Annotated in this window: 27 protein-coding genes and 1 pseudogene; 17 read left to right on the top strand and 11 right to left on the bottom strand. The window is 69.7% G+C overall.

What is annotated here, in order from left to right:
• Window positions 1-39: 39 nt before the first annotated feature.
• Genes AWB94_RS32125 through AWB94_RS32115 form a run of 3 tightly spaced genes read right to left on the bottom strand, consistent with a single transcriptional unit; the run spans window position 40 to window position 2,855 of the window.
• A complete protein-coding gene (locus tag AWB94_RS32125; protein WP_085122589.1) occupies window positions 40-1,776 on the bottom strand; it encodes an acyl-CoA synthetase in 1,737 nt (578 codons plus the stop codon).
• Window positions 1,777-1,827: 51 nt separating this feature from the next.
• Window positions 1,828-2,286 (bottom strand): hypothetical protein, encoded by a 459-nt coding sequence (locus AWB94_RS32120; protein ID WP_062656915.1) that lies wholly within the window; start codon window positions 2,284-2,286, stop codon window positions 1,828-1,830.
• Complete coding sequence (locus AWB94_RS32115) at window positions 2,283-2,855, bottom strand: RNA polymerase sigma factor (RefSeq protein ID WP_084395172.1); 573 nt, start codon at window positions 2,853-2,855, stop codon at window positions 2,283-2,285. The genes AWB94_RS32120 and AWB94_RS32115 overlap by 4 nt, the downstream gene beginning before the upstream one ends.
• A gap of 169 nt (window positions 2,856-3,024) precedes the next feature.
• On the opposite strand from AWB94_RS32115, the gene AWB94_RS32110 reads away from it, so the two are divergent.
• The 8 genes from AWB94_RS32110 to AWB94_RS32080 all read left to right on the top strand — a co-directional run bounded on the left by AWB94_RS32110 (window position 3,025) and on the right by AWB94_RS32080 (window position 5,980).
• Window positions 3,025-3,489: an Asp23/Gls24 family envelope stress response protein gene (locus AWB94_RS32110; protein ID WP_201029546.1), complete on the top strand. Its 465-nt coding sequence runs from the start codon at window positions 3,025-3,027 to the stop codon at window positions 3,487-3,489.
• Complete coding sequence (locus AWB94_RS32105) at window positions 3,479-3,778, top strand: hypothetical protein (protein ID WP_062656917.1); 300 nt, start codon at window positions 3,479-3,481, stop codon at window positions 3,776-3,778. Before AWB94_RS32110 ends, AWB94_RS32105 begins: the two co-directional genes overlap by 11 nt.
• 97 nt (window positions 3,779-3,875) lie before the next feature.
• The gene (locus AWB94_RS32100; RefSeq protein WP_062656918.1) at window positions 3,876-4,055 is read left to right on the top strand and encodes a DUF2273 domain-containing protein; all 180 of its coding nucleotides are present in this window, start codon (window positions 3,876-3,878) and stop codon (window positions 4,053-4,055) included.
• Window positions 4,048-4,485, top strand: coding sequence for an Asp23/Gls24 family envelope stress response protein (locus AWB94_RS32095; RefSeq protein ID WP_062656919.1), 438 nt, complete (start codon window positions 4,048-4,050; stop codon window positions 4,483-4,485). Before AWB94_RS32100 ends, AWB94_RS32095 begins: the two co-directional genes overlap by 8 nt.
• On the top strand, window positions 4,482-5,081 hold the full coding sequence (locus AWB94_RS32090) for an Asp23/Gls24 family envelope stress response protein (protein WP_062656920.1): 600 nt from the start codon (window positions 4,482-4,484) through the stop codon (window positions 5,079-5,081). Before AWB94_RS32095 ends, AWB94_RS32090 begins: the two co-directional genes overlap by 4 nt.
• Complete coding sequence (locus AWB94_RS32085; RefSeq protein ID WP_131805302.1) at window positions 5,078-5,659, top strand: hypothetical protein; 582 nt, start codon at window positions 5,078-5,080, stop codon at window positions 5,657-5,659. Before AWB94_RS32090 ends, AWB94_RS32085 begins: the two co-directional genes overlap by 4 nt.
• Window positions 5,656-5,802 (top strand): hypothetical protein, encoded by a 147-nt coding sequence (locus AWB94_RS35395; RefSeq protein WP_165605328.1) that lies wholly within the window; start codon window positions 5,656-5,658, stop codon window positions 5,800-5,802. The genes AWB94_RS32085 and AWB94_RS35395 overlap by 4 nt, the downstream gene beginning before the upstream one ends.
• A complete protein-coding gene (locus AWB94_RS32080; RefSeq protein ID WP_062656922.1) occupies window positions 5,786-5,980 on the top strand; it encodes a hypothetical protein in 195 nt (64 codons plus the stop codon). The genes AWB94_RS35395 and AWB94_RS32080 overlap by 17 nt, the downstream gene beginning before the upstream one ends.
• 5 nt (window positions 5,981-5,985) lie before the next feature.
• Here the strand turns inward: AWB94_RS32080 and AWB94_RS32075 are convergent, their stop codons facing one another.
• Together AWB94_RS32075 and AWB94_RS32070 are read right to left on the bottom strand one after the other, a co-directional pair.
• Window positions 5,986-6,390, bottom strand: coding sequence for a hypothetical protein (locus tag AWB94_RS32075; protein ID WP_062656923.1), 405 nt, complete (start codon window positions 6,388-6,390; stop codon window positions 5,986-5,988).
• Between the two features lie 37 nt (window positions 6,391-6,427).
• Window positions 6,428-6,784 carry an Rv0313 family protein gene (locus AWB94_RS32070; protein ID WP_062656924.1) on the bottom strand — a complete coding sequence of 119 codons (357 nt, stop codon included), beginning with the start codon at window positions 6,782-6,784 and terminating at the stop codon, window positions 6,428-6,430.
• A gap of 39 nt (window positions 6,785-6,823) precedes the next feature.
• Between AWB94_RS32070 and AWB94_RS32065 the strand changes: the two genes are divergently transcribed.
• Window positions 6,824-7,615 carry a nuclear transport factor 2 family protein gene (locus tag AWB94_RS32065; RefSeq protein ID WP_062656925.1) on the top strand — a complete coding sequence of 264 codons (792 nt, stop codon included), beginning with the start codon at window positions 6,824-6,826 and terminating at the stop codon, window positions 7,613-7,615.
• Between the two features lie 26 nt (window positions 7,616-7,641).
• Window positions 7,642-8,217 (top strand): hypothetical protein, encoded by a 576-nt coding sequence (locus tag AWB94_RS32060; RefSeq protein ID WP_062656926.1) that lies wholly within the window; start codon window positions 7,642-7,644, stop codon window positions 8,215-8,217.
• Between the two features lie 10 nt (window positions 8,218-8,227).
• Here AWB94_RS32060 and AWB94_RS32055 read toward each other — a convergent pair whose 3' ends face one another.
• On the bottom strand, window positions 8,228-9,022 hold the full coding sequence (locus AWB94_RS32055; protein ID WP_062656927.1) for an SGNH/GDSL hydrolase family protein: 795 nt from the start codon (window positions 9,020-9,022) through the stop codon (window positions 8,228-8,230).
• Between the two features lie 45 nt (window positions 9,023-9,067).
• Between AWB94_RS32055 and AWB94_RS32050 the strand changes: the two genes are divergently transcribed.
• Window positions 9,068-9,568 carry an NUDIX hydrolase gene (locus AWB94_RS32050; RefSeq protein WP_062656928.1) on the top strand — a complete coding sequence of 167 codons (501 nt, stop codon included), beginning with the start codon at window positions 9,068-9,070 and terminating at the stop codon, window positions 9,566-9,568.
• Between the two features lie 70 nt (window positions 9,569-9,638).
• On the opposite strand, the pseudogene AWB94_RS35955 reads toward AWB94_RS32050, so the two are convergent.
• The 3 genes and pseudogenes from AWB94_RS35955 to malQ form a co-directional block, all read right to left on the bottom strand.
• Window positions 9,639-9,992: pseudogene (locus AWB94_RS35955) on the bottom strand (nuclear transport factor 2 family protein); the annotation flags it as partial.
• Between the two features lie 8 nt (window positions 9,993-10,000).
• Window positions 10,001-10,444: a hypothetical protein gene (locus tag AWB94_RS32040; RefSeq protein WP_062656930.1), complete on the bottom strand. Its 444-nt coding sequence runs from the start codon at window positions 10,442-10,444 to the stop codon at window positions 10,001-10,003.
• A 65-nt stretch (window positions 10,445-10,509) separates the two neighbouring features.
• Window positions 10,510-12,624 carry a 4-alpha-glucanotransferase gene (malQ, locus tag AWB94_RS32035; protein WP_062656931.1) on the bottom strand — a complete coding sequence of 705 codons (2,115 nt, stop codon included), beginning with the start codon at window positions 12,622-12,624 and terminating at the stop codon, window positions 10,510-10,512.
• Between the two features lie 96 nt (window positions 12,625-12,720).
• Between malQ and AWB94_RS32030 the strand changes: the two genes are divergently transcribed.
• Window positions 12,721-13,914: an MFS transporter gene (locus AWB94_RS32030; protein WP_062656932.1), complete on the top strand. Its 1,194-nt coding sequence runs from the start codon at window positions 12,721-12,723 to the stop codon at window positions 13,912-13,914.
• Here the strand turns inward: AWB94_RS32030 and AWB94_RS32025 are convergent.
• A complete protein-coding gene (locus tag AWB94_RS32025) occupies window positions 13,868-14,191 on the bottom strand; it encodes a DMT family transporter (protein WP_062656933.1) in 324 nt (107 codons plus the stop codon). The genes AWB94_RS32030 and AWB94_RS32025 overlap by 47 nt on opposite strands.
• Window positions 14,191-14,523: a DMT family transporter gene (locus tag AWB94_RS32020; RefSeq protein ID WP_062656934.1), complete on the bottom strand. Its 333-nt coding sequence runs from the start codon at window positions 14,521-14,523 to the stop codon at window positions 14,191-14,193. The genes AWB94_RS32025 and AWB94_RS32020 overlap by 1 nt, the downstream gene beginning before the upstream one ends.
• Before the next feature lie 209 nt (window positions 14,524-14,732).
• On the opposite strand from AWB94_RS32020, the gene AWB94_RS32015 reads away from it, so the two are divergent.
• The 5 genes from AWB94_RS32015 to AWB94_RS31995 are packed head-to-tail and all read left to right on the top strand — an operon-like array spanning window position 14,733 to window position 20,258.
• Entirely contained in the window at window positions 14,733-16,259 is a 1,527-nt protein-coding gene (locus AWB94_RS32015) for a carboxylesterase/lipase family protein (protein WP_062656935.1), read from the top strand.
• Between the two features lie 19 nt (window positions 16,260-16,278).
• Complete coding sequence (locus tag AWB94_RS32010; protein WP_062656936.1) at window positions 16,279-17,184, top strand: sterol desaturase family protein; 906 nt, start codon at window positions 16,279-16,281, stop codon at window positions 17,182-17,184.
• Window positions 17,185-17,219: 35 nt separating this feature from the next.
• On the top strand, window positions 17,220-17,702 hold the full coding sequence (locus AWB94_RS32005) for a cation:proton antiporter regulatory subunit (RefSeq protein WP_062656937.1): 483 nt from the start codon (window positions 17,220-17,222) through the stop codon (window positions 17,700-17,702).
• A gap of 16 nt (window positions 17,703-17,718) precedes the next feature.
• Window positions 17,719-18,864, top strand: a complete 1,146-nt coding sequence (locus AWB94_RS32000; RefSeq protein ID WP_062656938.1) for a cation:proton antiporter — start codon at window positions 17,719-17,721, stop codon at window positions 18,862-18,864.
• Window positions 18,861-20,258, top strand: a complete 1,398-nt coding sequence (locus AWB94_RS31995; protein ID WP_062656939.1) for an NAD(P)/FAD-dependent oxidoreductase — start codon at window positions 18,861-18,863, stop codon at window positions 20,256-20,258. The genes AWB94_RS32000 and AWB94_RS31995 overlap by 4 nt, the downstream gene beginning before the upstream one ends.
• Window positions 20,259-20,334 lie beyond the last annotated feature (76 nt).

Here is a 20,334-nt window from a genome sequence, read left to right as displayed (position 1 = left end):
TGACTCCCGCCGAGGCCGCGGCGGTGCGCGCCTCTTGGGTTAAGGACCGGTCGTGACGGTGCCGGTGGCCACCGTCTTGGCCCAGCGGTAGTCCGCTTTGCCCGCGGGGGAGCGCACGATCTTGGGCTCTCGGATGAACGCCTTCGGGATCTTGTATCTGGCCACGGTGCGTCCGCACACCTCGGCCAGGTCCTCGTCGGAGGCCGAGGCGCCCTCGGCGAGTTGGACAATGGCCACCACCTCGCTGCCCCAGCGCTCGGACGGCCGGCCCACGACCACGACGTCGTACACGGCGGGGTGGGCGGCGATGGCGCGTTCGACCTCTTCGACGAAGATCTTTTCGCCCCCGGAGTTGATGGTCACCGAGTCGCGGCCGAGGAGTTCGATCCGGCCGTCGGGCAACACGTTTGCGCGGTCGCCGGGTACCGACCAGCGCACGCCGTCGATGGTGGGGAAGGTACGGGCTGTCTTCTCGGGGTCGCCCAGATACCCCAGCGGGATCAGATCACGGCGGGCCAGCCAGCCGGACCCTTCACCGGGCGACAAGACTCGGCTGAAATCCGCTGCGACGACGGCGGTGTCGGGTTGCGGGTTGAAGACCGCAGCGGGCTGCGCATGGGGTCCGGCAGCGGGCTGCGCATGGGGTCCGGCAGCGGGCTGCGCATGGGGTCCGGCAGCGGGCGTCGATTCCCCTGCCGTCGTGTAGGTGCTCATCTGTGCGCCCGATTCCGAGGCGCCCACCGCGTCGAGCAGCATGATGTGCGGCAGCGCCTTGAGGAGTCGCGTGCGCACGGTGGGGGACAGTGCCGCACCGCCATTGGAGACGGTGAACAGGCCGGACAGGTCATAGTCGCCCCGCTCGATCTCTTCGACGAGGGGCCGGGCCACGGCGTCGCCCACCACCGGAATGCTCAGCACGCGTTCACGTTCGGCCAGCCGCAGCACATCGGCGGGGTGCAGTCTTTCGACGTCGTCGGGAATGACGATCCTGCCGCCCATCGTGATGGCGTTGTAGGCTGCCCACTGCGCGGCACCGTGCATGAACGGCGGGATCATCAACATCGACATCGCGCCGCCGGCCGAGCGCGCCTTCTCGGCGAGTTCCTCGTAGGACGCCAGGGCTCGGTCGCTGCCGAAGGGGCGACCCCCCATGGACGACAGGAAGATGTCGTGCTGGCGCCACAACACGCCCTTGGGCATGCCGGTGGTACCGCCGGTGTAGAGGATGTAGAGGTCGTCGCCCGAGGGTTCGGGCAGACCGCCGGCCGGCGTGGGCGTGGCGATGGCCGCCTCGTAATCCACCGCACCCGGCAGCAGGGCATGGCCGGAGTCGTCGGCGACCTGGATCAGCACCCGCAGGTCCGGTGCGCGGTCGCGGACGGCGGCCACCCGGGGGGCGAATTCGGCGTTGTAGACCAGGGCGCGTGCCTTCGAGTCGTTGAGCAGGTAGAGCAGCTCGTCCTCGACGTAGCGGAAGCTGACGTTGTAGGGGGCCACCCGAGCGCGATAACCGCCGATCATCGACTCGAGATACTCGTTGCCGTTACGCAGGTAGATGCCGAGATGGTCCTGGCCGGACTGGTGGCCGGCCAGGGTGTCACGCTCGGCGTGCAGCCCGAGGCCGGCGGTCACCAGGAAGTTCGCGAAGCCGTCGACGCGCCGGTCGAACTCGGCATAGCTGAGCCGGCGGTCGCGCCAGACCAGGAAGGTCTGGTGCGGAACCGCGGCGGCGACCGTGCCGAAGACAGAGGACAGGTTGAAGCTCACGCCGCTCATGGGTGCAGACCATACACCGAAGTCATGACTGTATGGCCGAGATCGGCCGGCTCAACCCAGCGGATCGCCGTCGACGACATCGGTGATGTTCACGTCGATGGGTCCGGCCGGGGTCTGACCGCCGTCATCCAGATCATCGAGGATCAGCCGGACCGTGTCGAGCACCGTCCGGCGGATGTCGTCGCCGAGTTCGCGCAGCTGGGTGCCGTAACTGCCGGTCACATCGATGTCGATGGCGCGCAGCATCGCACCGTCGAGGGTGAATGCGATCCGGGTCGGTTGACAGACGAACTTGCGGCGCAACTCCCTGGCCAGCAGGTTGCGCAGGGCTTGATCGCTGATGTAGACGACACCATCGGCGGCGTCCCGGGATGCCCTGATGGGCCAGCCGACTCGGGACGCGGCGTGCACGGCCGCGCGCACCGATGCACTGATGGCATCCCAACCGGGCTCGGGCACCGAGCGCAGATACGAGGCCGCGCGGTGCAGGAAAGGATCGAACTCCGTCACTGCCACCTCCTCAACAGAACTCGTAATGCCTTGGTAGCCCGCAGGTGATGGCCGCGCACGGCATCGGGGCTGAGCTGAAGCACTTCGCCGATCTCTGGGAACGTCATCAACTCGATCTCCCGCATCATCCACACCGCGCGCTGACGCACCGGCAACTCACCCAGCGCCATTTCCAGGGCATCCAGGAACGCGGCGTTGGAGGCTGCCGTGAAGGGGTCGGCCGCGGTGTCCGGTCCGGCCAACGGTTCCAATACCCAGTCTTCGACCGGCCTAGCCCGCTTGAGCCGGTGGGTATCGGCGATCTTGCGGTAGCAGATGGCGAAAAGCCAAGTGCGCAGCGAAGATGCGCCGCGAAAGGTGCCGATCTGCCGCCAGGCGGCAACGAAGGTGTCCTGGACGACGTCGGCGACGTCGGCTTCCGCCGCGAGCATCCGGCGGGCATACCGATACAGCACCGGGCCGTATCGGTTGACGATGGCGTCGAACGCCTCCCGGTCGCCGAGCGTGGCGGCGACCCGCAAGGCCTCGTCGTCGGCGTCGAGTAGGTCGCCTTCGGTTGGCGCTATCACCACACTCCGCTCTCCGGTCCCGCTTCGCCGTTCTCGCCTGGCCGTTCTCAAGATATATGTCGTGGACGCGCCGGGCGGAGTTCGGCATGTGTCGCGCATCACCTCATCGGCACGTTCGGTTTGGGACCATTGCTCCGACTACCCCTATGTTGCAGTCGGAAGGAGAGTGATGATGACCAGCGCACAGACCGATATCGAGACATCGGGCAAGGAAGTCAGTCCGTATCAGGGATCGCCCCTGGTGAGTTCGCAGGGCAAGACGACGATCGCCGGTGTCGTGGTGTCCAAGATCGCCGGAATCGCCACCCGCGAGGTCAGCGGCGTGTACGACCTCGGCGGCGGCGCGTCCCGGATGGTCGGCGCCTTGCGGGAGCGGATCCCCGGTGCCAGCGTCAACCAGAGTCAGGGCGTCTCGGTCGAGATCGGCGAGAAGCAGGCGGCCGTCGACATCGACATCGTCGCCGAATACGGGGTGGCCATTGCGGATCTGGCCGCCGGGATCCGGCGCAACGTGATCGCCGCGATCGAACGGATGACCGGACTCGAGGTCACCGAGGTGAACATCACCGTGCACGACGTGCACATCGACGGCGACGGGGCCGACGACGACGCGACGCCCGCCCGTGTCCAGTGACGACGCGGAACGCATCGCCGAGGCGGTGACCGCCGTCGACGGGGTGGCCGACTTACATGCCGGCATGTTCGGCGAAGTGGCCACCTACCTGCCCGGGCGCCGGGTGCCGGGCATCCGCATCGGGCCGGACCGTGTCGACGTCCATGTGAGCCTGACGCTGGATGCGCCGGTCCGGGCCACCGCGGCGGCCATCCAGGCCGCGGTCGGCGCCATCACCGATCTACCCGTAGACGTCACCGTCGAAGATCTCGTGCCCGTGACACCGGCGTCCGGCCGCGATCTCCGATAGTGCGTCGGGTGGCGGCGCGGCGAGGGGCGCGCCGCCACCCCATCTATCGTGAATTCATCTGTGCCAGAACTAGTTTTTCCTGCGAAAGGGGCACGACATGACCTCATCGACTCTGGGGTTGGTTGCCGGACTTTTGCTCGGCGTCGCCGCGGCGGCCGGCGGGCTGTGGGGTTTTCTGATCGCGCTGCTGCTCGGTGCGGCGGGTTACCTGATCGGCGCCCACCGCGACGGCGAACTCGATCTGAGCGCGCTGCTGCGGGGGCGTGGCCGTGACTGACGTCGTGCCCGACGCGACGGCCGAGCCCGACGCAGGCGACCCCGGCCTGGACAACGGTGGCCTGGACGACGGTGGCCTGGACGACGACGGCGCCGGTCGCGGCACCCTGACGGTCCGGGAAAAGGTCGCCCAGCGGCTGGCCGTCCGGGCCGCCCTCGACACCCCGGACGTCGTGGCGTCCACGCCGGGGCTGACCAAGATCGCCGGCCGCTCGTCGCCCCAGGCGCAGCTCACCCTCGCCGGAAACCGGGTCACCGCCCATCTGAAGGTCACCGTCGCCTGGCCGGCCCCGGCCGTCGAGGTCGCTTCCGCAGTTCAGCGCAATGTCGCGCACACCCTGTCCACCATGGCCGGGCTGCAGGTCGACCGTGTCGACGTCACGGTCGAGCAGCTCAGCACCACCACCACCGATGTGAAGAGAGTCCAATGACGACCGCCGATGCCGTACCGCTGCCCGCACCCGGCCGGGTTCCCGTCGCCACCGCCACCGCTCGGTACATCGGGGTGGTGCTCGCCCTGGTGGTGCTCGCCGCGGGTGTTCTCGCGGTGCGCGAAGCCGGTGTCACGCTGGGTTGGATCACCGGCACCTCCTGGATCGGCGCCGCCGTCACCGCGGTCGACGGGCTGCACAGCCAATGGTGGATGGTGCCGGCCGGCGCCGTCGCGTTGGCGGCCGGGGCTTGGCTGGTGTTCTCGGCGCTGCGGCCCCGGCGTAAGACGGCCATCGCCGTCGACGCGTCGGCGGCCGTGTGGATGCGGCCGCGCGATGTGGCCCGACTGGCTTCCCATGCCGCCTCCGCCGTGCCCGGTGTCGAGGTGCTGCGCGCCGACGCCACCCGCCGCAAGGTGACCCTCTACGTCGGTCTCACCGGCGTCGAATCCGGTGATGCGTCCGGCAGTCAGCCCGGCACGGTGTCCGGAGCCGCGGCCAAGGGCGCGGTCACCGCCGCGGTCGGCAGCGCCACCGAGATTCTGCTGCCGCCACCGCGGATCGCAGTGCGGATCGGCACGAGTAGGTCGGTATGAGCATGCGCCCGACCGATCTGCTGGACCGGGCCGCCACGCTCGTCGCGGGATTGGTGCTGGCCGCGATCGGGACCGTGGCCGTGCTGTGGCCCACACGTGCGGTACGCGGCATTCCCGAAGAGATCAGCGCCGGACCGATGGTGCGCGCCACCACGTCGACCTGGTGGCCGTGGGAGCTGGCCGGCGCAGGAGTTCTGCTGGTGGTGCTCGGACTGGTCTGGCTGGTGTCGCACGTGCCGAGCCGCAAGGCGCCGGTGCTCCGGGTGCCCGGCAGCGCCGACCCTGGCGTGATCACGGTGAACCTCGACGGTGTGGCGTCGGCGGCGGCCTCCGCACTGGAGCGGGAACCGGATGTGCAGTCCGCCAAAGGCAAAGCCGTCACCGATCGCGGCATCGCGACCGTCGAACTGACCGTCACGGTCGCGCACCCGGCCGGGCTGTCCGGCGCCATCACCGCCGTGAACACCACCTGTGCCCACATCGCCCGTGCCACAGGCACTTCCGCGGTGGCGGCCCGCACGGTGCTGCAGGTGGCGAAGGCCGGCGGAGGATCCCGAAAGTCACGCAACCTCGAATGACACGGTTGACCAGCGATGCCGCCATCGCCGCGCTGTTCGCCGGCGCTGTCATGCTGGGCGCCATCCTGCGCGGGCTCGGCCGGCTGGTCGATCGACCGAAGAACCCACCCCCCGACAAGGAGTTACATGCCCGGCAGCGATGACCACGGCGAGCAGCTGTTCGCCTGGGCCGTTCTGGCACCGGTGCTGATCCAGCACTACTCGATCGTCGTACCCAGCGACCTGCAGGTGTCGGTGTGCGCCTGCTCGCCGGGCGTGCGCCGCAGCATCGACGACTGGGCGCGCCACGTCAGCGATCAGGTCGCCGCCAGCATCGGATGAGCCGGCTAGGCAGGGAAGAAACCGTCCCCGGTGAAGAATCCGGGCTGCCAGCCCTGCGCACCCAGGCACAGCATCGGCTTGCCGTCGGGGGCCTGCGCGGCGGCCTGCGGTCCGGGGCACGGCGCACCGGTCTGCTGCACCCCGTAGAGCGGATATGACGGCATCCAGAAGCCGGTGTACACCGGCGGCCACTGGTTGGGCACCCAACGGCACATCATGGCCTGGCCGCCGGGACCGCGTCCGAACGTGAACAGTTGGTAGTTGTCGCACGGGGCGCCCGATGAGGCGTCGTAGTTCATGCCCGGCACGTCGCTGGGATAGCGGCCGGGATCGTCGTCGGCGAACGCCGGCGCGGCCGTCCCGAGCGCCGCGCACGCGATGGTCGCCGCGACGGTCAGTTCACGAATCATCCGGCAAATCTTAATCGGAAGGGCACACGTGCACGGGTCATTCGGGAGCGTCGAGCACACTCACCGCGATGCCGTACGGCAGGAACCGCACCCGTCTGGCCGGGTCGGTGTTGTTCTTGTTGGCCCGCAACGCCTCGAGTTCGCTGGGATACACCTCCTCGATATGGGCTCCGCCCTTGTCGTCGACGGTGTAGATGGCCCACACACCGTCACCGGTGTCGCCGGTGGTCTCCGGTCGGGCGGGGCGCGACTGGGCGGTGAACTGGTCGATCAGCGTCGACCAGCCGGCGCGTTTGCCGAACCGGTCCAGCGCGTCGCGCAGCCCCTCGCCGGCCTCGCGGGCCAACCGGTCGAAGTCCTCGGGGTCGATGCCGAACGGCCTGTTCTGGCTCATTGCCGTCCTCCTTCACACAGGGGTGGTAAAGGAAAGGATATGTCGACAACACGACTGGCGGTTCTGACGACGGTCGAGCGTTCCCCGGCCGCGGCCGCCGCCCACGACCGCGACGGCTGGGTCGGGCTGTTCGCCGCCGACGGGTGGGTGCAGGATCCGGTCGGCTCGCGCCCCCATATCGGCCGCGATCGGCTGCAGCGGTTCTACGACACCTTCATCGGTCCGCGTGCCATCACCTTCCACCGCGACGTCGACATCGTCGTGGGCAACACGGTGCTGCGGGATCTGGTCCTCGAGGTCTCGATGGGTCCGGCGGTCACCATGCACATCCCGGCGATCCTGCGTTACGACGTCCGGCAGCAGGGCGGCGAGTTGCGGATCGCCGCGCTGCGCGCCTACTGGGAACTGCCGGCCATGGCGCTGCAGTTCGCCCGCAGCGGGCTGCCCGCGGTGCCGGCCGGGCTGCGGCTGATGCGCGCGCTGCTGCGCAACCAGGGTCCGGCCGGCGCCCTCGGATTCGCCGCGGGCGTGCCGGGCGTCGGCGCGCGTGGCAAACGGCTGCTGTCCGAGTTCCTGGCCGATGCCGCCGCCGGGGACGAGGTCGCGCTGAAGCGGCGCATCGGCGCCGGGCTGCGGGTGACCGCGGGTGACGGCGCCGCGCTGCCGCAGGCCGAACTGGTCGGGCTGCTGGCGGGTGCGCGGACCCACACCCTGCTTGCCGCGGGACGCAGTGTGGCCGCCCGAGTCCACGGCGACCGCGATGTCGTGCTGATCGGGCAGTTCGGCACCCGGGCGACCGGCCTGCACCGGCTGCGGGTGTTCGCCGAGTAGGGCGGGCATGAGACGGTAGGTCCACCATGTCTGAGTTTGAGTACCCGTCGGGGTACATGACCTATGAAGAGTTCGGTCGCAAGTTCTTCGATGTCGCCGTCAGCGAGCAGCGGGTCGGCGACGCGATCGGCTCGATCGCCGGCGACGAGTTCCAGATGGGGCCCATCGGGCAAGGGCCCGGCGGAATCGCCAAGGTCACGGCCAAGGTCCGGATCCAGACGCCGCGGGTCACCCGCCACTCCGGGCCGAACTTCAGGTTCGACATCCGTATTCCGCTGGAGATCAACATGGTCGTCGACCTCAAGATCGACCGGCCTCAGTTCATCGTGTTCGGCGAGATCGGGCTGCAGGCCGTGGCGCGGGCCGCCGAGCCACTGGCCCTGATATTGGATGTACAGAAACCACAGTCCAGGGACATCACCATTCACGTCACGTCGAAAACGCTGCGTGCCGAGGTGTTGCGGGTGATGGCCGGAATCGACGCCGAGATCAAACGGTTCATCGCAGCCCACGTCAGCGGGGAGATCGACAACCCGGCCGCCCAGCAGGCCAAGGTGATCAACATCGCCGAGATGATCGACTCGGCCTGGACCGGGATCTGAACCCCGCCCGCTATCGGGCGTCCGACCGCACCGTCACCGGCAGCAGTTCGGGATGCCTGGGCCCGCCGCCGATGCTCGCCGAACGGCCTCGCAGGTGCCGCCAGATCCACGGCATCAGCATGTTGCGCGTCCACATGGCCTGCGAATACCAGCGCGACAGCGCCGACTGCTCGGTGACGGTGGCCGCCGCATGAGCCCAATCATGACTGCTACCAGGTAATCCCAGCGCTTCGGCGGCAGCCGCGGCGAACAGCTGATGCCCTGTGGTGCTGCCGTGCACGCGGTCGGCACTCCAGGTGTCGGGATCGGTCATCGATTCCGCGGTGTACAGGTCGATCAGCCGGAAGTCGTGCCGGTCGGCGGCTGCGCGGATGGCGTCGTTGATCCGCAACACGCGCGGCACCAGGACCCGGCCGGCCGGCAAGACCCTGGCCAGATCGGGGAAGGTGGTGGTGACCACCGTCGCGCCGGTTTCGGCCAGCCGGTCATACAGCGTGTCCAGATCCAGCAGCGCCTGGTCGAACTTGCGGCCCGGCCGCGTCACGTCGTTCATGCCGACGCACACGGTGACCAGGTCGGGCCGCATGCCCAGCGCCGCCGGCAGCTGATCGTCGAGCACGTCGCGGATGCGTTTTCCGCGGACCGCCAGATTGGCGTATTCGATACCGGGGCAATGCGTGTCGAGCCGCACGGCCAGTCGGTCGGCGAAGCCGATGAGGGCTCCGCGCTCGTCGGTATCCCAGAGGCCCTCGGTCTGGCTGTCTCCCAGGGCGACATACCGGGTGTAGTGGTGGGTGTCGGCCACGGTGGTGACTGTAGTGGCCGCCCGCGCGCTGCCTACAGTGGGGCGATGCCCCGCCAGAGCGCCGGTCTGCTGCTGTACCGCACCACCCGCGGTGTCCTCGAGGTGCTGCTGGGGCATCCCGGCGGACCGTTCTGGGCCCGCAAGGACGACGGGGCGTGGTCCATCCCGAAAGGGGAGTACGTCGAGGGCGAGCAGCCCTGGGCCGCGGCGCGCCGCGAGTTCGCCGAGGAGACCGGCGTGCTGCTGCCCGACGGACCCCACATCGCCTTCCCGCCGCTGAAGCAGCCCGGCGGCAAGATCGTCGCCGCCTATGCCGTCGAAGGCGATCTGGACATCGCCGCGGCGGTGAGCAACACCTTCCTACTGGAATGGCCACGCGGTTCCGGGAAGTTCACCGAGTATCCGGAGCTGGACCGCGTCGGCTGGTTCGACGTGCCGTCGGCACGGTCGAAGATCCTGAAAGGTCAACAGCCGCTGTTGGATTGGTTGATCCAGGCGCTGGATGATCGCGCAGCCGGCGCGCCTGGCGGGTCTCGATCGCGTTGATGGTCAGCGCCCGGCCGTGGATGCGCCAGCCCGCCGGCGTGCGCAGGTACTCGTCGTCGTAGCGCAGGTGCCACACCACGTCGTCGATACCGCCGGTCTGCGCCGCGCCGCGACTCCAGTGATGGGCAATGCAGGTGATCCGGCCCAGCGCGTATCCGGGTTCCGGACCGGGGGCGTACACCTCACCCACGATGGCGTGCTCGGTGCGCTCGACCGCGGCAAGGGCTGCCATGGCCGTGCGAACACCCGGGTGGCCATACTCGGTCCGGGTCGGCGCCAACTGGCGCGGCGGTGACGGGAGCCGGAATTCGGCTGTGTCGGTGAACAACTCGACGACATCGTCGAACCTGCGATCATCGACGCCCGCGGCGTAGAGGTGGACCAGATCGGACAGCGCCAACCGGTCCGCCAGATCGAGGCCCACCGTCAGGCTCAGGCCCCCGGAATCGTCATTCCGGGCTGCGGGCCGACCGGGGTCGGGGTGACGGTGGTGACGCCGTTGGAGCCGACGGTCGGGCCGCCGGGTACGGCGGCGACGCCGCCACCGGAGGACGGGGTGCTGGCCTGGGCGTCGTCGTACGCCTTCTTGGTGCAGTCCAGGTTGAGGATCATCTTCCCGGCGGAGGTGGCCTTCTGGCCGCTCACGATGCACTGCGCCTGCGGCAGGTCGCTGCCGACCGAGCCGCCGAAGCTGGACCGCACACCCTGGCTGCGCAGGATCGCCACCGCCTTGCCGTACGGCTCGCCGAGCACGCTGTACGGGTTGGCCCCGCCGGCCGGGTCCGAACTCGCGATACCTGCGCTGACCAGGGCTGCCGAGCCCCCTCCGGCAAGCACGGCGAACCCACCGATGCCGAGCACAACAAGCTTCTTCACGTGACCTCCGGGTTATCGCGGTGCGCTGCGAAGATATCGCAGATACACACCCTGAGAAACTCCAGTCACGGGTTCATCGCCCGCACCTGCGCATTCATTACATCCGCCAGCGCGGCCGCCCGGGGATCGGTGAACACGTCCTCCAGCAGCAGGCGACGACCGTCGGGCCCGGTCAGCGGGACGCGCCAGTTGGGATACTCGTCGGTGGTACCCGGCTGGTTCTGGGTGCGCAGATCACCGACGGCGTCCGGCAGCGCCAGCGCCAGCAGCCGCGACGGCGTGCGGCCGAGGAAGGCATAGAGCCCGCGGATGATCTCCTCGGTGTCGGCATCGGCGCCGACCAGCCCCAGCCGCTGCAGCTCGGCGAGCCAGGCCGCCTGCTCGGCGCGGTCGTCGGCCAGTTCCTCGTCCACGGGCCGGGTCAGCAGCCCCAACTCGGCACGCAGCCGGACATGCTCACCGGCCAGGTAGCCGGCCGTCGGCGGCAGATCGTGGGTGGTCACCGAAGCCAGGCAGTACTCCCGCCAGCGTTCGGCGGGCAACGGCCCGCCGGATTGATCGCGGTCCAGCTCGAACCACAGGATGGAAGTCCCGAACAGTCCGCGCTCGCGCAGGTAGTCGCGCACCCACGGTTCCACCGTGCCCAGATCCTCGCCGACGACCACCGCGCCGGCCCGCTGGGCTTCGAGCGCCACGATGCCGATCATCGCCTCGTGGTCGTAACGGACGTACGTGCCCTCGGTCGGGGCGGCGCCCTCGGGGATCCACCACAACCGGAACAGCCCGATGATGTGGTCGATGCGCACGCCACCGGCGTGCCGCAACACGGCGTTCACCAGCGCCCGGAACGGCGCATAACCCGCCCGCTCCAGCTGGTCGGGCCGCCACGGGGGCTGGGACCAGTCCTGGCCCAGCTGGTTGAACTCGTCCGGCGGTGCGCCGGCGCTGACACCGAGGGCCAGCACCTCCTGCAGCGCCCAGGCATCGGCACCGTTGGGATCGACGCCGACGGCCAGGTCGTGCATGATGCCCAACGCCATCCCGGCCTGCTCGGCGGTGGCCTGTGCGCCGGTCAGCTGCTCGTCGAGCAGCCATTGCAGCCAGCGGTGGAAATCGATATCGGCGGCGTGGGTGGCGGCGAACTCGGCGACGGCCGCGTTGCCGGGATGCTGCAGCGGTGCCGGCCAGCCGTGCCAGTCGGGGCCGTACTCCTGGGCCAGCACGCACCAGGTGGCGAAATCGTCGAGGCTGTGTCCCTCTCTGGCCAGGTAGGCCGCGTAGGCCAGCTCTCGCCCCGCCGACCGCTTGACCCGGTAAACCTGTTTGAGCGCAGCACGTTTGGTCTTCCACACCGCGTCCCGATCGATGCGCTTCCTGCGGTGGGCCTTGGCTGCCAGTTCCGCGCGGGCCTTGCCCAGGGGCGCCCGCTTGCGAAGGAACGCGTACTCGGGGATGGCCTCGATGCGCAGATAGATCGGGTTGACGAAGCGCCGAGAGGTGGGCAGGTAGGGCGAGGGCTCCATCGGCGCCACCGGTGCGGCCGCATGTAACGGGTTCACCAGGATGAACCCGGCACCGTGCCGGGCCGCCGACCACACCGCGAGATCGGTGAGATCGGTCAGATCGCCGATACCCCAGGAATTTTCCGATGTGACGCTGTAGAGCTGGGTGGCCAGACCCCAGTGGCGTCCCGGCGGTGGGCTGAGCGTGGCGGGGGAGACGATGAGCAGGGTGCTGTGGTCGGTGCCGCCGGCCTGGGCGTGCAACCGGTGATATCCCGGCGGCAGGTCGGCAGGCACCTCGAACGTCGCCTCGCCCACCAGTCGGCCGTCCAGATCGTATGGTGGCCGGTTGTTTTCGAGCTGACGCAAGCCGGTGCGTACCGAACCGTCCTCGAGCCGCAGCCACAACCCGACCGGGTCGCCGTGTGTGACGTGCACCCAGAACGACGACGTGCTGCCGGTCCGTGCGACCACCGTCGGCGGCAGTGGCCGCTCCCAGTACTCGCGATCGTGAGCCGCCAGCGCGGCCCGGCGCTCGTCGGGCGTACCGGCCGGCACGCCCAGCGCGCCCAGCACCGATACCAGCGTCGTCTCGGGTACCGGCACCCGCCGTCCGGTCCAGTCCTGGAACTCCGTCGACACCTTGTAGCGCGCTGCCAGGTCGGCAAGCTCAGTCATGCCCGCAATCTTGCCGGAAGCCGGCGACCGCGTCGCGGCCCGCGTGACCGCGGGCGCAGAAGTCGGTGCGACGGCGGCCCAGTATCGTCGGCGTCCGTGGGTTCGGCACGGCAGGTTCAGCGCGCCAGGGTCGCGGTGGCCGCCCTGTTCCTGGTCAACGGCGCCACCTTCGCCAACCTGTTGCCCCGCTTCCCGGAGATCAAGGCCGATCTGGCGCTGAGCAATTCGGCCTACGGCGTGATGGTGGCGGCGTTCCCGGCCGGTGCACTGGTGGCCGGACTGGCCGCCGGGGCGGCGATCCGCCGGCTCGGTTCGGCCCGGGTGGCGGTGCTGGCCTCGGCGGCGTTGGCGATCCTGGTGGGCCTGGTCGGACTGGCGCACAGTGTCGCCTTGGTGGCGGTCGTGCTCTTCGCCGGCGGCTGCTGTGACGCGATGGCCGACGTGGGGCAGAACGCGCACGGGCTGCGGGTGCAGCGCCGCTACGGCCGGTCGATCATCAACTCACTGCACGCGGTGTGGGCGGCCGGCGCGGTGCTCGGTGGGCTGCTCGGCGCGGGATCCCTGGCCATCGGGATGAGCCGGGGCCTGCATCTGGGACTGTCGGCCGTGCTGTTCACGGCGGTGGCGCTGATCGCGTGGCCGTTCCTGCTCACCGGCACCGAGCACGACGACCATGCCGCCGAGCGCACCGCCGGCGGTGCGGGCACCGGTCTCGCGGTGTACGCCGTGCTGGCCGCCCTGGTGGCCATGATCATCGCCGGGGCCGTGGTCGAGGACGCGGGAAGTTCCTGGGCGGCACTGTATCTGCGCAGCCTCGGAGCCACCGGGGCGATCGCGGTATCCGGCTACATCGCGCTGGCCGGCGCGTTGTTCGTCGGCAGGATGGCCGGCGACCGTCTGGTGGACCGGTTCGGGGAACGCGCCGTGGTGCGCGGCGGCGGAGCGATCGTGGTCGTCGGGATGGGCGCGGCGCTGGCTTACCCGTCCGTCGCCTCGGGGATCGCCGGTTTTGCCGCGGCCGGCCTCGGGATGGCCACCGCGGTGCCGGCGGCCATGCACGCCGCCGACCGGCTGCCCGGACTGCGGCCCGGCACGGGGCTGACGGTGGTGGCGTGGCTGATGCGGGTCGGGTTCGTCACCGCGCCGCCGGTGGTCGGAGTCATCGCCGACGCCGCCGGCCTGCGGGCGGGTCTGCTGCTGGTACCGGCGGCCGGGTTGGTCGCCGCACTCACCGCCGGCGTGCTCAGTGCGGGGCGGCGCCCAGCTCGATCGTCAGCACCCCCGCCATGATCAAGGCGATGCCCAGCATCATCCGCCAGGTCAGCGGATCACCGAAGACCGCCCGGGCCACCACGGCCACCAGTGCCACCCCGCACGCCGTCCACACGCCGTAGGCGATGCCCACCGGCATGCCCAGCGACAGCGTCAGCCACAGCAGGGTGAACGACAGGATGTACCCGGTGGCCACCGGCACCAACCACACCTTGCGCCGGAATCCGTCGGAGGCGCGTAACGCGAGGGTGGCCAGCACCTCGACCCCGATGGCACCGGCCAGTGCCCACCACATCATGTGGAAGACCCGGCATGCGAACCGAATTCGACGAGCAGCACGCCGGCGATGATGAGCCCGATCCCGACCACGACGGGCCAGGTGAACGGCTCACCGAAGAGCACCGCGGCGACGGTGGCCGTCACCGCGGTGCCCACCGCACCCCAGATGCCGTAAGCCACACCCACGGGCATGCCCGTGCGCAGCACCGCGGCCATCAACGCGAACGCCCCGGTGTACCCGACGACCACCACCACGAGCCAGGCAGCGTGCTCCTGGGATGCCCGCAACGACAATGTCGCCGCAACCTCGACCGCTATCGCACCGCCCAGCAGTAGCCACTTCCGCACGTCGCTAACGTAGCGGGCCGCGTCGACCGCCAGAGCGCGGCCCGGTCGCGGTGGCCAAGGGTGTGGTTGCCCGATGAGCGGCGAGGTCAGGCCCCGTGTGACGGCTCCGACAGGGTTGCGTCCACGGCGAATGAATCTCTCCGCGGGCTATCGGCGGGCCGTCGCCGCTACCGTGGTGTGGTTGGGCATCGAACCGATGGGAGGCACTTGTGATCCCCGATACCGACACCGTCACCGGATACGGCCCCGTCCGCGGAATCGACGACGGCATCGTCCGGCAGTGGCTGGGCATCCGCTATGCCGCGCCCCCGGTGGGTGAACTGCGCTGGCGCGCGCCCGTGCCGCCGCAACGCTGGACCGAACCCGCCGACGCCACCCGCTTCGGCCCGGTGTGCCCGCAGCAGACCGATCCGCACATCCCGCTGGACCTGGGTGCACCGCAGGGCGGTGACTGCCTGACGCTGAACGTGTGGGCGCCGTCGACGTCCGGCGGCGCCAAGCCCGTCATGGTGTGGGTGCACGGCGGCGCCTACGCGCTCGGATCGTCGGCCCAGCCGCTGTACCGCGGCCGCGAACTCGCCGGCGGCGGGGATGTCGTGGTGGTGACCATGAACTACCGGCTCGGCGCGCTGGGATTTCTGGACCTGTCCTCGTTCGGCCCCGGGTTCGACACCAATATCGGTGTGCGCGACGTCCTTTCGGCCCTGCGATGGGTGCAGGACAATATCGCCGCGTTCGGCGGCGACCCGAGCAATGTCACGCTGTTCGGTGAATCCGCCGGAGCGGGCATCCTCACCACGTTGATGGCCAGTCCAGCTGCCGCCGGGTTGTTCCACCGCGCCATCGCCCAGAGTGCGCCCGTCACCTCCGTCTACGACCGGGACCGGGCCCGCCGGATCGCCGAGCAGTTCCTCGACCGCCTCGGCGTGCGGCCCGGCGAGACCGACCGGCTGCGCGATATCCCCGTGGAACGGGTCATCGCCGCATCCAAGCGGCTCTACAACGATGTGCCCCGGCGCTTCCCCGGCACCCTGGCGTTCGTCCCGATCGTCGACGGCGACCTGGTGCCGGATTACCCAGCACAGGCCGCCCGCGCCGGCCGTACCCACCCGGTGCCGCTGATCATCGGGACCAACCGGCACGAGGCCGCCCTGTTCCGATGGATGCGCTCGCCGTTGATGCCGATCGCCCCGCATACGCTGCGCGACATGTTCGCCGCGATCGCCACCGAACAGCCCGGTGTGCAGATCCCCACCGAGGAGGAGATCACCGCCGTCTACCGCGGCCGAGGTCGCAAACCCGCGCTCGGGGTGGCTCGTGACGTCGGCTTCCGGATGCCGTCCATCTGGTTCGCCGAAGGCCACAGCGCTGTGGCGCCGGTGTACATGTACCGGTTCGACTGGGCCACCCTGATGCTGAAACTACTGCGCCTGGATGCCGCCCACGCCACCGAATTGCCCTATGTGTGGGGCAATCTGGTGATGGGGCCGAAAGACCCGACCTTCAAACTCGGCGGCCTGGCGGCCGGTGCGGCGGTGTCGGAGCGGATGCGTGCCCGGTGGACCGGGTTTGCCTCAGGTGCCGGACCGGACGCCGGCCCGCAACACCCCGCCTGGCCGGAGTACCGACCCGACGAGCGGGCCACCCTGATCATCGGCCGCGAGGACGAGGTGGTCGCCGACCCGGACCGGGCCCAGCGGGTGACCTGGGGTGCCGAGGTGCTGAGTTTCCGGTGAGCCACCTAGGCTGACCGCCATGGACGGTATCCGCGTGTTGCTGGACGCGCTGCCGGCGCCGATGCGTGACCCGGTGTTGTTCGCCATCCCGTTCTTCCTGCTGTTGCTGGTGCTGGAGTGGACGGCCGCGCGCAAGCTGGAGACCCTCGCAGGGGAGCGCCCGGCCGCCGGCGCCTACTCGCGCCGCGACGCGTGGGCCAGCCTGTCGATGGGACTGGTCTCGGTGGCCACCACTGCCGCCTGGAAAGGTGGTGCGCTGCTGGCTTATTCGGCCATCTACGCCTACCTTGCGCCCTGGCACCTGTCGGCCACCCGGTGGTACACGTGGGTCATCGCGCTGGTCGGCGTCGACCTGTTGTTCTACACCTATCACCGCATCGCGCACCGGGTGCGGCTGATCTGGGCCACCCATCAGGCCCACCACTCCAGCCAGTACTTCAACTTCGCCACCGCACTGCGCCAGAAGTGGAACAACAGCGGCGAGATCTTGATGTGGATCCCGTTGCCACTGCTGGGTGTTCCTCCGTGGATGGTGTTCGCCAGCTTCTCGGTGAACCTGATCTATCAGTTCTGGGTGCACACCGAACGTATCGACAAACTATGGCGGCCGCTCGAATTCGTGTTCAACACGCCGTCGCACCACCGGGTGCACCACGGCATGGACCGGCTGTACCTGGACCGCAACTACGGCGGCGTCTTCATCCTGTGGGACCGGCTGTTCGGCACCTTCCAAGCCGAGGAGTTCCGGCCGCACTACGGGCTGACCAAACAGGTCGACAGTTACAACATCTGGACGCTGCAGACCCACGAATACCTGGCCATTGCCCGCGACGTCCGGTCGGCGCGGCGATGGCGGGACCGGCTCGGCTATGCGTTCGGGCCGCCGGGCTGGTCGCCGCGCGAAGCCGCGGTTTCACCGAAGTAGCGGCGGGCGCAGCCGCATTCGGCCAGGATGGGCGCATGGATGTCAAGGAAGTCCTGCTTCCCGGCGTCGGGCTGCGGTTCGAATTCGATACCCGCACCGGGGACCGGATCGGGGTGGTGGCCCGGCGCAGCGGCGAATTCGAGTTGGTGGTTTATCCCAAGCAGGACCCGGATCAGGCCAGGGAGATGTTCCGGCTCACCGACGAAGAAGCCGAGGCGCTGGCCCAGATCCTGGGCGCGCCGCGGATCGCCGAACGGTTCGCCGATCTGACCCGCGAGGTGCCCGGACTCGATGCCGGCCAGGTGCACATCCCGGAGGGCAGCCCGTTCGTCGACCGGCCGTTGGGTGACACCCGGGCGCGGACCCGCACCGGTGCGTCGATCGTCGCCATCGTGCGCGACGAAGAGGTGCTGGCCTCGCCGGGTCCGGCCGAGCCACTGCGGGTCGGCGACGTGCTGGTGGTGATCGGCACCGAGGAGGGTATCTCCGGCGTCAGCAACATCGTCGTCGACGGCTGAGCCGGGGGGCTGATCCGTGCAAGTGTCGGCGGCACTGCTACTGGAGCTCGGCATCATCCTGGCCGTGCTCACCGTGCTCGGCACCGCGGCACGCCGGTTCGCGCTGTCGCCGATCCCGCTGTATCTGGCCGCCGGCCTGGCCCTCGGGGAGGGCGGGGTGGCGCACATCCCGGCCGCCGACGAGTTCGTCACCACCGGGGCGACGATCGGCGTGGTGCTGCTGCTGCTCACCCTGGGACTGGAGTTCTCCATCGGCGAGTTCGCCGCCAGCCTGCGCCGCCATCTGCCTTCGGCGTGGGTGGACCTGATCCTCAACGCGGTACCCGGTGCCATCGCCGGCTGGCTGCTCGGCGTCGGCGGGGTCGGCATCCTGGCCCTGGCCGGGGTCACCTACATCTCCTCGTCGGGGGTGATTGCCCGGCTGCTCGACGACCTGCGCCGGCTCGGCAACCGGGAGACACCCGCGGTGCTGTCCATCCTGGTACTCGAGGATTTCGCGATGGCCGCCTACCTCCCGCTGCTGGCCGTGCTCGCGGCCGGCGGCAGCTTGGCGCATGCCGTGTTCGGGATGGGGATCGCCGTCTCGGCACTGGTGTTGGCCTTCGTGGCCTCCTACCGATGGGGCCACCTGGTGGGCCGGCTGGTCGCCCACCCGGACAACGAACAACTGCTGCTGCGGATCATGGGGCTGACGCTGATCGTCGCCGCGCTCGCCGAACTGATCCATGCCTCGGCGGCTGTCGGTGCCTTCCTGGTGGGGCTGACCCTGACGGGCGAGGCGGCGGACCGGGCCCGCATGGTGCTCGGTCCGCTGCGGGATCTCTTCGCCGCCATCTTCTTCCTGGCGATCGGGCTGTCGGTGAATCCGGCCGACCTGATTCCGATGTTGCCGGCCGCGCTGGCGCTGGCCGTCGTCACCGCGGGCACCAAGGTGGCGACGGGCATGTTCGCCGCCCGCCGCGACGACGTGGCCCGCCCGGGCCAATTGCGGGCCGGGACGGCCTTGATCGTGCGCGGCGAATTCTCGCTCGTCATCATCGGCCTGGTCGGGGCAACCGTGCCCGCGGTCGAGGCGGTCGCCACCCCGTATGTGTTCGTGCTGGCCATCGTCGGGCCGGTACTGACGAGGTTCGCCGGGGCGCCCCGTAGTGTGGCGGGGTGAAAACCGCCTTCGACGCCCCCGTCGACCCCGCATTGATCGCGCGGTCGTTGGACGCCAGCACTTTCGGGTCGATGTGGCTCGACATTCCCCGCCCGCATCACCCGGCGCTGTCGGGCGCCGTCACGTGCGACCTGTTGATCGTCGGCGGCGGCTACACCGGGTTGTGGACGGCGGTGCAGGCCGCCCGGCGCAACCCCGGCCAGCGCATCGTGCTGATCGAGGGGGAGCGGATCGGCTGGGCGGCATCGGGTCGCAACGGTGGATTCGTCGAGGCCAGCCTGACGCACGGCCATGAGAACGGGAGATCGCGCTGGCCGCGCGAGATCGACGTGCTCGAGGCGATGGGCATGGAGAACCTGGACGGGATGGCCGCCGATATCGAGCGGCTGGGCCTGGACGTGCAGTGGGAGCGCACCGGCATGCTGACGGTGGCCACCGAACCGCACCAGGTGAGCGAGTTGGCCGCCGCCGACACCGGGACGTTCCTGGATCAGGCGCAGGTGCGCGCGGAAGTGGCGTCGCCGACGTATCTGGCCGGTCTGTTCGAGGCCGACAGCGTGGCGATCGTGCATCCGGCCAAGCTGGCACTGGAACTGGCCCGGGCGGCGGCCGAGGGCGGGGTGCAGATACACGAACACACCCGGGCGTTGTCGCTACAGGCGACGGGATCGGGGACGCGGGTGGACACCGGTGCGGGCGTGATCACGGCCCAGCGGGTGGTGTTGGCCACCAATGTCTTTCGCAGCCTGCTGCGCCGGAACCGGTGGTACACCGTGCCGGTCTACGACTACGTGCTGGCCACCGAGCCGCTGTCCGATGCCCAGCTGGACCGGATCGGCTGGCGCAACCGGCAGGGAATCGGCGACTGCGCCAACCAGTTTCACTACTACCGCCGGACGGCGGACAACCGCATCGTGTGGGGTGGTTACGACGCCGTCTACCACTTCGGTCGCCGCGTCGATCCGGCCTATGAGGACCGTCCGCAGACCTACCGCCGGCTGGCCGCGCACTTCTTCCTGACCTTCCCCCAACTCGACGATGTCCGGTTCACCCATCGGTGGGCCGGGGCCATCGACACCAATACCCGGTTCTGCGCCCATTGGGGCACCGCGCACGGCGGCCGGGTCGCCTACGTCAACGGCTTCACCGGCCTCGGGGTGGGTGCCACCCGATTCGCCGCCGACGTATGTCTGGACTTGCTGGATGGAAAGCCGACGGCCCGGACGGAATTGGAGATGGTTCGGCGCAAGCCGCTGCCGTTCCCGCCGGAACCGCTGGCCAGTGTCGGCATCCAGGCCACCCGGTGGTCGCTGGACCGGGCCGACCACTCGGCGGGACGGCGCAACCTGCTGTTGCGCACCCTGGACCGGCTGGGTCTGGGATTCGATTCCTGACCGCACACAAAGTTCGCCAAGTGTTCGGCTTCGGCAGAGCGCAACCGGCCCCGTGGCCGCTTTTTCTCAGTAGGCT

It is taken from the genome of Mycolicibacterium canariasense (assembly GCF_002101555.1).
Lineage (GTDB): Bacteria > Actinomycetota > Actinomycetes > Mycobacteriales > Mycobacteriaceae > Mycobacterium > Mycobacterium canariasense.
The sequence above is the reverse complement of the archived record's forward strand: the minus strand, read 5'-3'. Positions and strand labels throughout refer to the sequence as shown.

Bases quoted from the DNA above. Each gene is read 5' to 3' on its own strand.
- AWB94_RS32125 (WP_085122589.1), bottom strand. From the start codon at position 1,776: ATGAGCGGCGTGAGCTTCAACCTGTCCTCTGTCTTCGGCACGGTCGCC.
- AWB94_RS32110 (WP_201029546.1), top strand. From the start codon at position 3,025: ATGATGACCAGCGCACAGACCGATATCGAGACATCGGGCAAGGAAGTC.
- AWB94_RS32100 (WP_062656918.1), top strand. From the start codon at position 3,876: ATGACCTCATCGACTCTGGGGTTGGTTGCCGGACTTTTGCTCGGCGTC.
- AWB94_RS32090 (WP_062656920.1), top strand. From the start codon at position 4,482: ATGACGACCGCCGATGCCGTACCGCTGCCCGCACCCGGCCGGGTTCCC.
- AWB94_RS32085 (WP_131805302.1), top strand. From the start codon at position 5,078: ATGAGCATGCGCCCGACCGATCTGCTGGACCGGGCCGCCACGCTCGTC.
- AWB94_RS35395 (WP_165605328.1), top strand. From the start codon at position 5,656: ATGACACGGTTGACCAGCGATGCCGCCATCGCCGCGCTGTTCGCCGGC.
- AWB94_RS32080 (WP_062656922.1), top strand. From the start codon at position 5,786: ATGCCCGGCAGCGATGACCACGGCGAGCAGCTGTTCGCCTGGGCCGTT.
- AWB94_RS32075 (WP_062656923.1), bottom strand. From the start codon at position 6,390: ATGATTCGTGAACTGACCGTCGCGGCGACCATCGCGTGCGCGGCGCTC.
- AWB94_RS32070 (WP_062656924.1), bottom strand. From the start codon at position 6,784: ATGAGCCAGAACAGGCCGTTCGGCATCGACCCCGAGGACTTCGACCGG.
- AWB94_RS32065 (WP_062656925.1), top strand. From the start codon at position 6,824: ATGTCGACAACACGACTGGCGGTTCTGACGACGGTCGAGCGTTCCCCG.
- AWB94_RS32060 (WP_062656926.1), top strand. From the start codon at position 7,642: ATGTCTGAGTTTGAGTACCCGTCGGGGTACATGACCTATGAAGAGTTC.
- AWB94_RS32050 (WP_062656928.1), top strand. From the start codon at position 9,068: ATGCCCCGCCAGAGCGCCGGTCTGCTGCTGTACCGCACCACCCGCGGT.
- malQ (WP_062656931.1), bottom strand. From the start codon at position 12,624: ATGACTGAGCTTGCCGACCTGGCAGCGCGCTACAAGGTGTCGACGGAG.
- AWB94_RS32025 (WP_062656933.1), bottom strand. From the start codon at position 14,191: ATGTGGTGGGCACTGGCCGGTGCCATCGGGGTCGAGGTGCTGGCCACC.
- AWB94_RS32010 (WP_062656936.1), top strand. From the start codon at position 16,279: ATGGACGGTATCCGCGTGTTGCTGGACGCGCTGCCGGCGCCGATGCGT.
- AWB94_RS32005 (WP_062656937.1), top strand. From the start codon at position 17,220: ATGGATGTCAAGGAAGTCCTGCTTCCCGGCGTCGGGCTGCGGTTCGAA.